The 14313-nt window shown below is 71.6% G+C and carries 10 protein-coding genes and 1 pseudogene; 9 read left to right on the top strand and 2 right to left on the bottom strand.

The features are described from left to right. Positions 1-262 precede the first annotated feature (262 nt). Together ACIRD7_RS12600 and ACIRD7_RS12595 are read right to left on the bottom strand one after the other, a co-directional pair. Complete coding sequence (locus ACIRD7_RS12600; protein ID WP_403452772.1) at positions 263-853, bottom strand: GNAT family N-acetyltransferase; 591 nt, start codon at positions 851-853, stop codon at positions 263-265. Positions 854-905: 52 nt separating this feature from the next. Then, positions 906-1106: an AlpA family transcriptional regulator gene (locus ACIRD7_RS12595; protein WP_302000589.1), complete on the bottom strand. Its 201-nt coding sequence runs from the start codon at positions 1104-1106 to the stop codon at positions 906-908. 413 nt (positions 1107-1519) lie between these two features. Between ACIRD7_RS12595 and iolC the strand changes: the two genes are divergently transcribed. The 9 genes and pseudogenes from iolC to ACIRD7_RS12550 all read left to right on the top strand — a co-directional run bounded on the left by iolC (position 1520) and on the right by ACIRD7_RS12550 (position 14231). Beyond that, positions 1520-2470, top strand: coding sequence for a 5-dehydro-2-deoxygluconokinase (gene iolC, locus ACIRD7_RS12590; RefSeq protein ID WP_403452771.1), 951 nt, complete (start codon positions 1520-1522; stop codon positions 2468-2470). After that, the gene (locus ACIRD7_RS12585; RefSeq protein WP_403452770.1) at positions 2467-3348 is read left to right on the top strand and encodes a deoxyribose-phosphate aldolase; all 882 of its coding nucleotides are present in this window, start codon (positions 2467-2469) and stop codon (positions 3346-3348) included. Before iolC ends, ACIRD7_RS12585 begins: the two co-directional genes overlap by 4 nt. 10 nt (positions 3349-3358) lie before the next feature. Continuing rightward, positions 3359-3783: pseudogene (locus ACIRD7_RS12580) on the top strand (5-deoxy-glucuronate isomerase); the annotation flags it as partial. After that, positions 3780-5666 (top strand): 3D-(3,5/4)-trihydroxycyclohexane-1,2-dione acylhydrolase (decyclizing), encoded by a 1887-nt coding sequence (gene iolD / locus ACIRD7_RS12575; protein ID WP_403452768.1) that lies wholly within the window; start codon positions 3780-3782, stop codon positions 5664-5666. The pseudogene ACIRD7_RS12580 and the gene iolD, both read left to right, overlap by 4 nt. A 103-nt stretch (positions 5667-5769) precedes the next feature. Further along, positions 5770-7272 (top strand): CoA-acylating methylmalonate-semialdehyde dehydrogenase, encoded by a 1503-nt coding sequence (gene mmsA, locus ACIRD7_RS12570; RefSeq protein WP_403452766.1) that lies wholly within the window; start codon positions 5770-5772, stop codon positions 7270-7272. A 199-nt stretch (positions 7273-7471) separates the two neighbouring features. Next, the gene (locus ACIRD7_RS12565; protein ID WP_403452764.1) at positions 7472-8881 is read left to right on the top strand and encodes an APC family permease; all 1410 of its coding nucleotides are present in this window, start codon (positions 7472-7474) and stop codon (positions 8879-8881) included. A gap of 142 nt (positions 8882-9023) precedes the next feature. Further along, the gene (locus ACIRD7_RS12560) at positions 9024-11675 is read left to right on the top strand and encodes a CocE/NonD family hydrolase (protein ID WP_403452763.1); all 2652 of its coding nucleotides are present in this window, start codon (positions 9024-9026) and stop codon (positions 11673-11675) included. Beyond that, complete coding sequence (locus tag ACIRD7_RS12555) at positions 11672-12544, top strand: ABC transporter permease (RefSeq protein WP_403452761.1); 873 nt, start codon at positions 11672-11674, stop codon at positions 12542-12544. Before ACIRD7_RS12560 ends, ACIRD7_RS12555 begins: the two co-directional genes overlap by 4 nt. 148 nt (positions 12545-12692) lie before the next feature. Continuing rightward, a complete protein-coding gene (locus ACIRD7_RS12550; protein WP_403452760.1) occupies positions 12693-14231 on the top strand; it encodes a von Willebrand factor type A domain-containing protein in 1539 nt (512 codons plus the stop codon). Positions 14232-14313: the final 82 nt, after the last annotated feature.

Genomic DNA, 14313 nt, shown 5'->3' with positions numbered 1-14313 from the left:
CGTCCGCTATCTGCGGGTGACGTCGGCGATTCCGCTGGAGGCGGTGCCGGCGGCGCTGAGGGCGATGGGGTCGGTGCCGGGGGCGGGGGTGACGGTCATTCGGCCGTGGGGCTGAGGGTGGTGTCGGGGTGGCCGCGGTGGGCGGCCGACTCGGGGGTCAGGATCGCCGTCCGCTATCTGCGGGTGACGTCGGCGATTCCGCTGGAGGCGGTGCCGGCGGCGCTGAGGGCGATGGGGTCGGTGCCGGGGGCGGGGGTGACGGTCATCCGGGCGTGGAGCTGAGGGTGGTGTCCGGGTGGCCGCGGTGGGCGGCCCACTCGGGGGCCAGGATCGACATCCGCACCTCGTCGATCCACTCGCCCGACTGCCGTACCGACTGCCGGTCGACACCCTCGGCGACGAAGCCGGCCTTCTCGTAGGCGCGCCGGGCCCGGGGGTTGTGGGACAGGACGTGCAACGAGACGCGGTGCAGCCCGAGTTGCTCGAAGCCGTGGCCCACGATCAGCCGGACGGCTTCCGTGCCCAGTCCGCGGTCGCGTCCGTCCGGGCCGATCAGGATGCGGAAGTTGCAGCTGCGGTTGTCCTTGTCCCAGTCGTTCAGGACGGCCTCGCCGACGAGTTCGCCGCTCGCCCGGTCCACTAGGGCGAGGTCGAGCCGGTCGGCCTGGTCGTTGCGGCTCTCGTACCAGGCACGCAGTTCGTCCAGCCCGAACTCCTCCCGCGGACTGCCGGTGAGCCGAATCACCTCGGGGTCGGACAGAATCCGGGCCATCCCGGCCACGTCCTCCTTGGTGAACGGGCGCAACAGCGCTTTCTCGCCGCGCAGTACGGGTTTCTCGGAGAAGTCGCTCATGGGGCGACTGTGCCCCACGCCAAGGGTGGGGCACAGCTGGTTTTCCGAGGGGTCAGTCCGATCTGCGACCTCGATTGCCCGGCCGGGACGCCACCCAGGCCCGCACGGTGTCCGCGTACCAGAAGGGCTTGCCGCCCTCCACATGGTCGGGCGGCGGCAGCAGCCCGTGCTTGCGGTACGACCGCACGGTGTCCGGCTGCACCTTGATGTGCGCGGCGATCTCCTTGTACGACCAGAGCCTTCGGTCGGTCATCGGTGACACCTCCCCGCGCGCGCCGCGGTGGCGACCGGGGGCTGGTCGTCGGGGGGACCGTGCGCTGCGCTGGCGATCACTAAGCCTGTGTCCGGTCAACGACCCGACGTGAGAACGGGGTAGGGCCTGTGCGCCAGGTGTGACGCAAGCACCGCGTACACGGGACATGTGTGACAGGAAAGGTGCCTTTGTGACACAGGTGACGCAAAGGCGGGCGCGGGGGCGTGGCGCCTTGCCAGGGACGCCAGGGGTGGCCGGGCGCGCGCCAGCCCGTAAGCGTATGGTTCGAATGTCTGGACAAAACATTGACAGGCCTCCCCGACCAGGGCTACAAAACCGAAGAGACCCGACGCACCGCGAGCGCGCGCCGGCGTCGCCACGCGAGCCGTGACAAGGGAGACCGAGGGAAGCCGATGGCGTACGACCTGATCACCATGGGGCGGATCGGAGTGGACCTCTACCCGCTGCAGACCGGCGTTCCCCTGCCGCAGGTCACGTCCTTCGGGAAGTTCCTCGGCGGCTCGGCGACGAACGTCGCGGTCGCCGCCGCCCGCCTCGGCCGCCGTACCGCGGTGATCACCCGCACCGGCGACGACCCCTTCGGCACCTACCTCCACGAGGCCCTGAAGGGTTTCGGCGTCGATGACCGCTGGGTCACGCCGGTCCCCGGCCTGCCCACCCCGGTCACCTTCTGCGAGGTCTTCCCGCCGGACGACTTCCCGCTGTACTTCTACCGGCGGCCCAAGGCCCCCGACCTGGAGATCGACGCCCACGAGCTCGACCTCGACGCCATCCGTGACGCCCGGATCTTCTGGGTCACCGGCACCGGCCTGAGCGAGGAGCCCAGCCGTACCGCGACGCTCGCGGCCCTCGCGCACCGTGCCAAGTCCGGCGTCACCGTCTTCGACCTCGACTGGCGCCCCATGTTCTGGAGCGACCCCGACGCCGCCCGCCCCTTCTACGCCGAGGCGCTCAAGCACACCACCGTCGCCGTCGGCAACCTCGACGAGGTGGAGGTCGCCACCGGCGTGCGCGAGCCCCACGCCGCCGCCCGCGCCCTGCTGGCCGCGGGCGTGCAGATCGCGGTCGTCAAGCAGGGCCCCAAGGGCGTCCTCGCCGTGAACAGCGAGGGCGACCAGGCCGAGGTGCCGCCGCTGCCCGTGAACGTGCTCAACGGCCTCGGCGCCGGCGATGCCTTCGGCGGCTCCCTCTGCCACGGACTGCTGGCCGGCTGGGAGCTGGAGAAGATCATGCGGCACGCCAACGCCGCCGGTGCCATCGTCGCCTCCCGCCTGGAGTGCTCCTCCGCGATGCCGACACCGGACGAGATCGAGGCCGCGATCGCCGCGGGAGCCGTCAAGTGACCGTCGACATCGCGGAACTGGTCCGGCTGCGCACCCAGCGTCCCGAGGCCGTCGCCGAGGCCGCGGCCCGCCGTACGCGCCGGCCGCTGCTGGGCGACAACGGCCGCCTGATGATCGTCGCCGCCGACCACCCGGCCCGCGGCGCCCTCGGCGTCGGCGGCCGCGGGATGGCCATGGCCAACCGCGCCGACCTGCTGGAACGCCTGTGCCTGGCGCTGTCCCGCCCCGGCGTGGACGGCGTCCTCGGCACCGCCGACGTCCTCGACGACCTGCTGCTGCTCGGCGCGCTCGACGACAAGGTCGTCATGGGCTCGATGAACCGTGGCGGCCTGCAAGGCGCGCGCTTCGAACTCGACGACCGCTTCACCGGCCACCGCGCCGAGGACATCGAGCGGCTGCGCTTCGACGCCGGCAAGCTGCTCCTGCGCATCGACTACGACGACCCGGGCTCCCTGACCACCCTGGAGTCCACCGCCCGCGCGATCGACGAGATGGCCGCCCGCCGGCTCCCGGTCTTCGTCGAGCCGTTCCTCAGCCGGCGCACCCCCGAGGGCAAGGTCGTCAACGACCTGTCCGCCGAAGCCGTCACCAAGTCCATCGCCATCGCCTCCGGCCTCGGCGGCACCTCGGCCTACACCTGGCTGAAGCTCCCGGTCACCGAGAACCCCGACGACATGGCGGAGGTCATGCGGACCTCCACGCTGCCGGCCGTTCTGCTCGGCGGCGAGGTCGGCGACGACCAGGACGGGGCATACGAGAAGTGGCGGGGTGCTCTCCAGCTGCCCACCGTGCGCGGCCTGGTGGTGGGCCGCTCGTTGCTCTACCCGGCGGACGGGGACGTGGCAGCCGCCGTCGACACCGCCGTAGGGCTGCTGTGAGGGCCTCATGACGAACCGCGACAGTGAATGGACCGTGCTTCCGCTGAACGACGGATGCACCGTGGACATCGAGTACGGGAAGTACCAACTCCTGGGCAGGGACGGCGTATTCAGTGGAGTCACCGACTTCGCGTACGTACCCCGTGAAGCCCGGGCACAGATCGCCTCCGGCGCGGGTGGCCGCTTTGCTTTGGCAGGAGCGAAGTGCGAGCGAAGACTCCCCGCCCGCTACGGCCCCGCGCCGGAGGTCCCCGTCGGGATGATCACATCGGGCGGCCACTTCTACATCGACGGCCCGAACGGTTTCGGGCGGCAGCGCGTATTCCCCTCGCACGAGGGCGGATCCGACGTCCTCACGGAGGTCCGCACCGGCGAGGGGAGCGGCGGACCTGCTTCCACCCGGACCACGTAGAGAGCACAGAGGGGTACCGATGACCTCAACGACGAGGCTCACGGTCGCACAGGCGCTCGTCCGCTTCCTGTCCGTCCAGTACACCGAGCGCGACGGCGTGCGGCAGCGTCTGATCGGCGCGACCTGGGGCATCTTCGGCCATGGCAACGTCGCCGGGATCGGCCAGGCGCTCGTCGAGTACGGCGACGCCATGCCGTTCCACCAGGGCCGCAACGAACAGGCGATGGTGCACGCCGCCGTCGGCTACGCCCGCCAGTCGAACCGCCTGGCCACCCACGCCGTGACCACCTCCATCGGTCCCGGCGCGACCAACCTCGTCACCGGCGCCGCCCTCGCGACCGTCAACCACCTGCCGGTGCTGCTCCTCCCCGGCGACACCTTCGCCACCCGCCCCGCCGACCCCGTCCTCCAGCAGCTCGAGGTGCCGTACGCGGGCGATGTGTCGGTCAACGACTGTCTGCGCCCGGTGTCCAGGTACTTCGACCGGATCACCCGCCCGGAAGCCCTGATCCCGTCGGCTCTCCAGGCCATGCGGGTCCTCACCGACCCCGTCGAGACCGGCGCCGTGACGCTGGCCCTGCCGCAGGACGTGCAGGCCGAGGCGTACGACTGGCCCGACGACCTCTTCGCCGAGCGCACCTGGGTCGTCCGCCGGCCGGGCGCCGACCCGACCGAACTCGCCGAGGCCGTACGGGCGGTCCGGGCGGCGAGCCGGCCGCTGGTCGTCGCGGGCGGCGGCGTCCACCACAGCCGCGCCGAGGAGGCGCTCGCCGAGTTCGCGGCGGTCACCCGCATCCCCGTCGCCTCCACCCAGGCCGGCAAGGGCTCCCTGCGCTTCGACCACCCCCAGGACGTCGGCGGGGTCGGCCACACCGGCACCGCCACCGCCGACGAGCTCGCCCGCACCGCCGACCTGGTGATCGGCGTGGGGACGCGGTACACGGACTTCACGACCGCCTCCGGCACCCTCTTCGCCGGCGACGGCGTGCGCTTCCTCAACCTCAACATCGCGCCCTTCGACGGCCACAAGCTCGCCGGGATGCCGCTGATCGCGGACGCCCGCAGCGGCCTGATGGAGCTGACCGCCGCCCTGGACATGCACGCCTACCGGGTCGCCGACGGCTACATCGCCGAGTACACCGAGGACAAGGAACGCTGGGAGCAGCGCGTCGACGCCTGCTACGAGGCCGACGAGATCGACGTACGGCCGACGCAGCCGCAGGTCATCGGGGCCCTGGACGCGGTGGTGGACGAGAGCGACATCATCGTCAACGCGGCCGGCTCGCTCCCCGGCGACCTGCACAAGATGTGGCGGGCGCGCTCGCGGGACCAGTACCACCTGGAGTACGGCTACTCCTGCATGGGCTACGAGATCCCGGCCGCGCTCGGCGTCAAGCTGGCCGCGCCCGAGCGCAACGTCTGGGCGCTGGTCGGGGACGGCACGTATCTGATGATGCCGACGGAGATTGTGACCGCCGTGCAGCAGGGCGTCGCGATCAAGGTGGTACTCGTGCAGAACCACGGGTACGCGTCCATCGGCGGTCTGTCGCAGGAGACGGGTGCGGAGCGCTTCGGCACCGCGTATCGCTTCCGTGCGGAGGACGGCACGTTCTCGGGGCCCCCGCTCCCGGTGGATCTGGCCGCCAACGCGGCGAGCCTGGGGATGCGCGTGCTGCGCGCGAAGACCGTGGGCGATCTCCGCGAGGCACTGGCCGAGGCGCGCGCCGCCGACACTCCCACATGTGTCTACGTCGAGACCCAAACGGCAGACACAGTGTCGGGCGCGCCGCCCGCACAGGCCTGGTGGGATGTTCCCGTGGCCGAGACCGCGACCAGGCCGTCGGCGGTCAAGGCACGTGAGCTGTACGAACGGCACGTCTCGACCCGACGCCGCCATCTGTGCTGATTCTCCCGGGGGACAACCCCCGGACCCCCGGCAGAAAAGCAGGTTGGCCCGCATGACCGGCGCGGACATCGTGAGGCGAACCTGAGTGAAGGAGTAACCGGTCATGACGAAGATCGTCAACCACTGGATCGGCGGCAAGACCGCCGAAGGCGCGTCGGGCACGTACGGGCCGGTCACCGACCCGGCGACCGGCGCGGTCACCACGAAGGTCGCGTTCGCCTCGGTCGACGAGGTGGACGCCGCGGTCGCCGCCGCCAAGGAGGCGTACCTGACCTGGGGCCAGTCCTCGCTGGCCCAGCGCACCTCGATCCTGTTCAAGTTCCGCGCCCTGCTGGACGCCCACCGCGACGAGATCGCCGAGCTGATCACCGCCGAGCACGGCAAGGTGCACTCCGACGCCCTCGGCGAGGTGGCGCGCGGCCTGGAGATCGTCGACCTGGCGTGCGGCATCAGCGTGCAGCTGAAGGGCGAGCTGTCGACGCAGGTCGCCAGCCGCGTCGACGTCTCCTCGATCCGGCAGCCGCTGGGTGTCGTCGCGGGCATCACGCCGTTCAACTTCCCGGCCATGGTGCCGATGTGGATGTTCCCGATGGCCATCGCGTGCGGCAACACCTTCGTGCTCAAGCCGAGCGAGAAGGACCCGTCCGCGTCGATCAGGATCGCCGAGCTGCTGGCGGAAGCAGGCCTTCCCGACGGCGTCTTCAACGTCGTGCACGGCGACAAGGTGGCCGTCGACCGCCTCCTGGAGCACCCGGACGTCAAGGCGGTGTCGTTCGTCGGCTCGACGCCGATCGCCCGCTACATCCACACCACCGCCTCCGCCAACGGCAAGCGCGTGCAGGCGCTCGGCGGCGCCAAGAACCACATGCTGGTGCTGCCGGACGCGGACCTGGACGCGGCGGCCGACGCGGCCGTGTCGGCGGCCTACGGCTCGGCCGGCGAGCGCTGCATGGCCATCTCCGCGGTCGTCGCGGTCGGCTCCATCGGCGACGAGCTCGTGGAGAAGATCCGCGAGCGCGCCGAGAAGATCAAGATCGGTCCCGGCAACGACCCGACGTCCGAGATGGGCCCGCTGATCACGGCCGTGCACCGCGACAAGGTGGCGTCGTACGTGACCAACGCGGCTTCGGAAGGCGCCGAGGTCGTCCTCGACGGCACCGGCTACACGGTCGACGGCTTCGAGGACGGCCACTGGATCGGCATCTCGCTCCTCGACAAGGTGCCGACCAGCGCGAAGGCGTACCAGGACGAGATCTTCGGCCCCGTCCTGTGCGTGCTGCGCGCCGAGACGTACGAGGACGGCGTGGCGCTGATCAACAGCTCGCCGTTCGGCAACGGCACCGCGATCTTCACCCGGGACGGCGGCGCCGCCCGCCGCTTCCAGCTGGAGATCGAGGCCGGCATGGTCGGCGTGAACGTCCCGATCCCGGTCCCCGTCGGCTACCACAGCTTCGGCGGCTGGAAGGACTCGCTCTTCGGCGACCACCACATCTACGGCAACGACGGCACGCACTTCTACACCCGCGGCAAGGTCGTCACCACCCGCTGGCCCGACCCGGCCGACGCGCCCTCCGGCGTCGACCTCGGGTTCCCGCGCAACCACTGACGCCGGCCCTCAGGGGCCGTCCGCGATGCGGACGGCCCCATTTTTTTGTGCGCCCGCGCTGCGGTTCCCGCACGCCCCGAAGTCGCGGCGTCCTCAGCCTTGACGCGACGTTAACGCGCGAATTGATGGCATGCGGCCACGGATTCCGTAGGTGAACACCCATTGACGTGACGGTTTCCGTCGATGTTGCATCCCCCTCGTGACCGACACCCTCACCCTTGCGGAGGGCGCCGTCGTCGAGGCGTCGGACGGCCCCAAGAAGCTCAAGCGCTCGATCGGCGTGGTCGGCGGCACCTTGCTCACGCTCTCCTGCGTGACGCCCGCCTCCACCCTCTTCGTGGTCGTCCCCGACCTGTTCGGCTCGCTCGGCACCGCCACCGCCCTGACGATCGCCATCGGCTCCCTGCTCTGCGTCGCCGTGGCGTTCTGCTACTCGGAGCTGGGGACCCTCATCCCCAGCGCGGGCGGCGAGTACGCGATGGTGTCCACGCTGGCGGGACGGCTGGCGGGCTGGCTCGTCTTCGTGCTGTCCCTCCTGGTCGTCATGATCGTGCCGCCGGTGATCGCGATGGGCACCGCCGACTACCTCGCCCCGATCGTCCACCTCGACCCGGCCATGGCCGGCGCCGGCGTCATGCTGCTCGCCACCCTCGCCGGACTGCTGGACCTGCGCGCCAACGCCTGGATCACCGGGGTCTTCCTGGTCCTGGAGGTCATCGCGGCGGCCGTCGTGGCGGTCCTGGGCTTCGCCCACGCCGAGCGCGGCCCCGCCGGCCTGGTCTCGATGGAGGTGGCCGGCGCGGACGGCCGTGCGGACACCGTGACGGCCCTGCTGATCGTCTCCGGGCTCGCCATCGCCCTCTTCGTCACCCAGGGCTTCTCGACCGCCGTCTACCTCTCCGAGGAGCTGGAGAACCCGCGCCGCAACGTCGCCCGCACGGTGCTCGCCACCCTCGCCATCTCCGCCGTGATCATCCTGGTCCCGGTCGTCGCCATCACCCTGGGCGCGTCGAACCTGGAGGAGCTGACCGGCGGCGACATCGGCACCATGGTCACCGCCTGGTCCAACTCCGCGGTCGGCACCTTCGTCAGCCTCTGCGTGGCCCTGGCGATCATCAACGCGGGCATCGTCATGGTCATCCAGAACTCCCGCGTCCTGTTCGCCTCGGCCCGCGACAAGGCCTGGCCCGAGCCGGTCAACAACGTCCTCGCCAAGCTCGGCCGCTTCGGCTCCCCCTGGGTCGCCACCCTCGCGGTCGGCGTGCCCGGCGCGGCCCTGTGCTTCGTCAACCTCGACACCCTGTACGGCGTGACGGGCGTCTCGGTGACCGGCATGTACCTGCTGGTGGCCCTCGCCGCCCTGGCCTCCCGCCGCACCCCGCACCGGCACACACCGGCGTGGCGGATGCCGCTGTGGCCGGGGATGCCGGTGCTGCTGATCGTGGTCCTGCTGTACATCCTGAGCCGGCAGGAGACGACCTATCTGCTGTGGACGGGCGGCATCACGGCGGTGGCCACCCTGTACTGGGCGCTGTACCTGCGCCCGCGCCGGGACACCCGCTGGCTGGTCTCGATACCGGCGGACGAGCAGTCACCCCTCCAGAGGTGACGGCTCCAGGGGGACGGCCCGGACTCCACCCGCCGTACCACGAACGCGGTAGACAAAACCCCCGCCGTACCCCCAGGGAAGGTCCCGGGATTCAGCCCTCGGTCGATAACTCGCCGACAGGTTCACCCCGTACCGTTGAAACATGGATCTTCGACTGCCCGGACTGCGCGGGCGTGTGCGGAGGCCGCGTCGGTGGATCGCCGTCGCGGCCTCCGTCGTCGTCCTCGCCGGTGCCGGGACATGGACGGCCGGCGCCGACGACGACGCGCCACCGCTGCGCAGTGCCGACCGGGTCATGGACATGGGCGACGGGGTGCGCGTCGACACCTCGTACTTCACGTCAGGATCCGGCGGCCGCCGCCCCGCCGTCCTGCTCGCGCACGGATTCGGCGGCAGCAAGGACGACGTGCGCCGGCAGGCCGAGGACCTCGCCCGGGACGGGTACGCAGTCCTGACCTGGTCGGCGCGCGGCTTCGGGCGCTCGACCGGCGAGGTCGGCCTGAACGACCCGAAGGGCGAGGTCGCCGACGTCTCCCGGCTGCTGGACTGGCTGGCTAAGCAGCCCCAGGTCGAGCTCGACAAGAAGGGCGACCCGCGCGTCGGCATGGCGGGCGGGTCCTACGGCGGCGCGATCTCCCTGCTGGCCGCCGGGTACGACGACCGTGTGGACGCCATCGCCCCGGCGATCACGTACTGGAACCTCGCGGACGCCCTCTTCCCGAACGGCGTGTTCAAGAAGCTCTGGGCGGGCATCTTCGTCAACTCGGCCGGCGGCTGCGAAAAGTTCGAGAAGCAGATCTGCGAGATGTACGACCGGGTCGCCGAGTCCGGCGTTCCGGACGCGCAGGCCCGCAGCATGCTGGAGGAGCGCTCGCCGTCGGCCGTCGGCGACCGCATCAAGGTGCCGACCCTGCTGATGCAGGGCCAGTCCGACTCCCTCTTCCCGCTCGGCCAGGCCGACCAGGCGGCCAAGGCGATCAAGGCCAACGGCGCCCCCGTCGACGTCGACTGGATCTCCGGCGGCCACGACGGCGGCGACATGGAGACCGCCCGGATCCAGGGCCGGGTGAAGTCCTGGTTCGACCGGTACCTCAAGGACGACAAGAGCGCCGACACCGGCCCGGCCTTCCGGGTCACCCGCACCGGAGGCGTCGACTCCACCGACGGCCAGGCCCTGCTGCGGGGCGCGAGCGCGGACGCCTACCCCGGCCTGGACAGCGGCCCGAAGGCCGTCGTCCTCAGCGGCGGCGAGCAGAGCTTCGCCAACCCGGCCGGCGCCAGCCCGCCCGCCGTCTCCGCCCTGCCAGGCCTCGGCGGCTCCGGCGGCCTCGCCCAGCTGTCCTCCCTCGGCGTCGGCGTCTCCCTGGAGTTCCCGGGCCAGTTCGCCGCCTTCGAGTCGGCGCCGGTCACCGACGACCTGCGCATCACCGGCAGCCCCAAGGCGACCGTCCACGTGAAGTCGACCAGCGAGGACGCGGTCCTCTTCGCGAAGGTCTACGACGTCGGCGCCGACGGCACCCGCCAGGTGCTGCCGTCCCAGCTGGTCACGCCCCTGCGTGTCGAGGACGCCAAGGCGGGCAAGGACGTGACGCTCACGCTTCCGGCCGTCGACCACGACATCGAGAGCGGCCACCGCCTGCGCCTGGTCGTCTCCTCCACCGACCTCGGCTACGCCTCCCCGGCCGCGCCGGCGACGTACACCGTCTCCCTGAAGGACGACCTGACGGTCCCGACGGCCCCCGCCGTGAGCACCGCTGCCGCCCCCCTGCCGTCCTGGGTGTGGTGGCTGCCGATCACCAGCGCCGTCATCGCCCTGGCCCTGCTGCTGACCGCCCGCCGCCGCACCGCCTCCCCGGCACCCGACCCCGCGCTCGCCGAAGTCCCGCTCCAGATCACCGACCTGAGCAAGCGGTACGCCGGCTCGCCGGACCGGTTCGCGGTACGGGACCTGTCGTTCCGGGTCGAGAAGGGCCAGGTCCTCGGCCTGCTCGGCCCGAACGGCGCGGGCAAGACGACGACCCTGCGCATGCTGATGGGTCTGATCAAGCCCGACGCCGGCGAGATCCGGGTCTTCGGCCACGCGATTCGCCCCGGCGCCCCCGTCCTGTCCCGCGTCGGCGCCTTCGTCGAGGGCGCGGGCTTCCTGCCGCACCTGTCCGGCCGGGAGAACCTGGAGCTGTACTGGCAGGCCACCGGCCGCCCCGCCGAGGACGCCCACCTCGACGAGGCACTGGAGATCGCCGGCCTCGGCGACGCGCTGGCCCGCGCGGTGCGCACGTACTCCCAGGGCATGCGCCAGCGCCTGGCCATCGCCCAGGCCATGCTCGGCCTGCCGGACCTGCTCATCCTCGACGAACCGACCAACGGTCTCGACCCGCCCCAGATCCGCGAGATGCGCGAGGTGATGATCCGCTACGCGGCCGCCGGCCGCACGGTGATCGTCTCCAGCCATCTCCTTGCGGAGGTCGAGCAGTCCTGCACCCACCTCGTGGTGATGGACCGCGGTCGCCTGGTGCAGGCGGGCCCGGTCGGCGAGATCATCGGCTCCGGCGACACCCTGCTCGTCGGCACGGCCACGGCCGTGGAGGAGCCGGTCGCCGAGAAGGTCGCCGCCCTGCCGGGCGTGGCCTCGGCCGTGCGCACCGACGACGGACTCCTGGTCCGCCTCGACGCGGACGGCAGCGCCACCCGCCTGGTCGCCGAACTCGTCCGCCTCGAGGTGCCCGTCCAGTCGGTCGGCCCCCACCGCCGCCTGGAAGACGCCTTCCTCACCCTGATCGGAGGCTCCGCATGAGCACACTCGCCCAGAGCACTGCGCGCACCGAGGTCGCCTCCGGGTACCGGGCGGGCCGAACCCTGCCCGTGCGGGTCGAGCTGGTCCGCCAGCTCAAGCGCCGCCGGACGCTGGTGATGTTCGGCATCCTCGCCGTGCTCCCGTTCGTCCTGGTCGCGGCGTTCGCGATCGGCGGCGAGCCGGACGCCGGCGGCAACCGGATCACCCTGATGGACACGGCCACCGCGTCCGGCGCGAACTTCGCCGCGGTCAACCTGTTCGTCTCCGCGGGCTTCCTGCTGGTCATCCCCGTCGCGCTGTTCTGCGGGGACACCGTGGCCTCCGAGGCCAGCTGGTCCTCCCTGCGCTATCTGCTCGCGGCGCCCGTGCCCCGGATCCGGCTGCTGTGGTCCAAGCTCGTGGTCGCTCTCGGCCTCAGCCTGGCCGCGATGGTCCTGCTGCCGCTGGTCGCGCTGGCAGTGGGCACGGCGGCCTACGGCTGGGGTCCGCTGCAGATCCCCACCGGCGGCTCGCTGGAGACGGGGACGGCCGCGCAGCGCCTGCTGGTGGTCGTGGCCTACATCTTCGTGTCCCAACTGGTCACCGCGGGCTTGGCGTTCTGGCTGTCGACCAAGACGGACGCCCCGCTCGGCGCGGTCGGCGGCGCGGTGGGCCTGACCATCGTCGGCAACGTCCTCGACGCGGTGACCGCGCTCGGCGACTGGCGTCACTTCCTGCCCGCGCACTGGCAGTTCGCGTGGGCGGACGCCGTACAGCCCACTCCCGAGTGGTCCGGCATGATCCAGGGCACGGCGATTTCCATAACGTACGCCCTGGTCCTGTTCGCGCTGGCCTTCCGCGGTTTCGCGCGCAAGGACGTGGTGTCGTAGGTCACCGGAAGATCACCCACCGGTCTCGGCCGGCGTCCCCCGTGGCCTCTTCGAGACTCATCCGCAACGCTCCGTAGCGCACGTTCCGGCCCCCCGGCCCGTCACAGTCACAGAAAGCCGACGTCAACGGACCAAGGGGGCACGGAAGATGGGGCGACACCGCATACGAGGGGCTTTGGCACTCGGCGCCGCGGCGGGCCTGCTGCTGACCGGCTGCGGGGCGGGCGACAGTGGCGGCTCCTCGGCCGACAACAGCGGCTACGACAGCGGCTTTCCGGCCCCTGGGTACGACCGCGGCAGCGGCGGAACGGGCGAGCAGAAGAACGGCGACGACGCGGACTCCCGGGAGTTCGAGCCGGCCCCCGACCACCTCTCCACCTTCGCCCTCGACGTCGACACCGCCTCCTACGGCTACGCCCGCCGCACCCTCGCCGAGGGCCGTCTGCCCGACCCCTCGACGGTCCGCCCCGAGGAGTTCGTCAACAGCTTCCGCCAGGACTACGACCGTCCCGACGGAGACGGCTTCACGGTCACCGTCGACGGTGCCCGCACCGACCGCGAGGACTGGTCCCTGGTGCGGGTGGGGCTGGCCACCCGCCCCTCGGCCGACTCGGGCGAACGCCCGCCGGCCGCGCTCACCTTCGTCATCGACATCTCCGGCTCGATGGCCGAACCGGGGCGCCTGGACCTCGCGAAGGACTCCCTCGACGTCATGACCGACCGGCTGCGCGACGACGACTCGGTCGCGCTGGTCACCTTCAGCGACGAGGCGGAGACCGTCCTTCCGATGACCCGTCTGGGCGGCAACCGGGACGACGTCCACGACGCGGTCGCCACCCTGGAGCCCACGGACTCCACCAACCTCGGCGCGGGCGTGGAGACGGGCTACGAAACGGCCGAGGAGGGCCTGCGCGAGGGCGCCACGAACCGTGTCGTGCTGATCTCCGACGCGCTGGCCAACACGGGCGACACCGACGCCGACAGCATCCTCGAACGCATCGCCTCGGAACGCCGCGAGCACGGCATCACCCTGTTCGGAGTGGGCGTAGGCAGCGACTACGGTGACGCGCTGATGGAACGCCTGGCCGACAAGGGCGACGGCCACACGACGTACGTCTCGACCCCTGAGCAGGCCCGTGAGGTGTTCTGCGAGGACCTCCCGCGCAACATCGACCTGACCGCCCGCGACGCCAAGGCCCAGGTCGCCTTCGACCGGGCGACGGTCTCCGACTTCCGACTCATCGGCTACGACAACCGCGCGGTGGCCGACGACGACTTCCGGGACGACAGCGTCGACGGCGGCGAGGTCGGCCCCGGCCACACCGTCACGGCGCTGTACGCGGTCCACACCAGGCCCGGTGCGAAGGGCCACCTGGCCACGGCGAGCGTGCGCTGGCTGGACCCCGGCTCCCGGGCGCCGCACGAGGAGTCGGGCGCCCTGGAGACGGGGTCCCTGCAGGACTCGGTCTGGAGCGCGAGCCCTCGCTTCCAGGTGACGGCCACGGCGGCCTACTTCGCGGACGCGCTGCGCTCGGGGGACGACCGCTGGAGCGCGCTGCCGGGTTCGGGTCGCCTCGGTGAACTGGCCGACCGCGCCGACGAATTGGCGAGTACGACCGAGGACGAGGAGGTGCGCCACCTCGCCGACGCCATCCACCGGGCGAGCGACCTGACCGGCCAGGACTGAGTCCCGCCCGGGGCCGTCGCAGGCATTGACCTCTCGCTACGCGTGAGTAAGTTGACTCCCCGGTAAGTCCGACGGGCACCGG

It is taken from the genome of Streptomyces sp. NPDC093568, from assembly GCF_044764945.1.
In the GTDB taxonomy this organism is placed as follows: Bacteria; Actinomycetota; Actinomycetes; order Streptomycetales; family Streptomycetaceae; genus Streptomyces.
The sequence above is the reverse complement of the archived record's forward strand: the minus strand, read 5'-3'. Positions and strand labels throughout refer to the sequence as shown.

Bases quoted from the DNA above. Each gene is read 5' to 3' on its own strand.
- ACIRD7_RS12600 (WP_403452772.1), bottom strand. From the start codon at position 853: ATGAGCGACTTCTCCGAGAAACCCGTACTGCGCGGCGAGAAAGCGCTG.
- ACIRD7_RS12595 (WP_302000589.1), bottom strand. From the start codon at position 1,106: ATGACCGACCGAAGGCTCTGGTCGTACAAGGAGATCGCCGCGCACATC.
- iolC (WP_403452771.1), top strand. From the start codon at position 1,520: ATGGCGTACGACCTGATCACCATGGGGCGGATCGGAGTGGACCTCTAC.
- iolD (WP_403452768.1), top strand. From the start codon at position 3,780: ATGACCTCAACGACGAGGCTCACGGTCGCACAGGCGCTCGTCCGCTTC.
- mmsA (WP_403452766.1), top strand. From the start codon at position 5,770: ATGACGAAGATCGTCAACCACTGGATCGGCGGCAAGACCGCCGAAGGC.
- ACIRD7_RS12560 (WP_403452763.1), top strand. From the start codon at position 9,024: ATGGATCTTCGACTGCCCGGACTGCGCGGGCGTGTGCGGAGGCCGCGT.
- ACIRD7_RS12555 (WP_403452761.1), top strand. From the start codon at position 11,672: ATGAGCACACTCGCCCAGAGCACTGCGCGCACCGAGGTCGCCTCCGGG.
- ACIRD7_RS12550 (WP_403452760.1), top strand. From the start codon at position 12,693: ATGGGGCGACACCGCATACGAGGGGCTTTGGCACTCGGCGCCGCGGCG.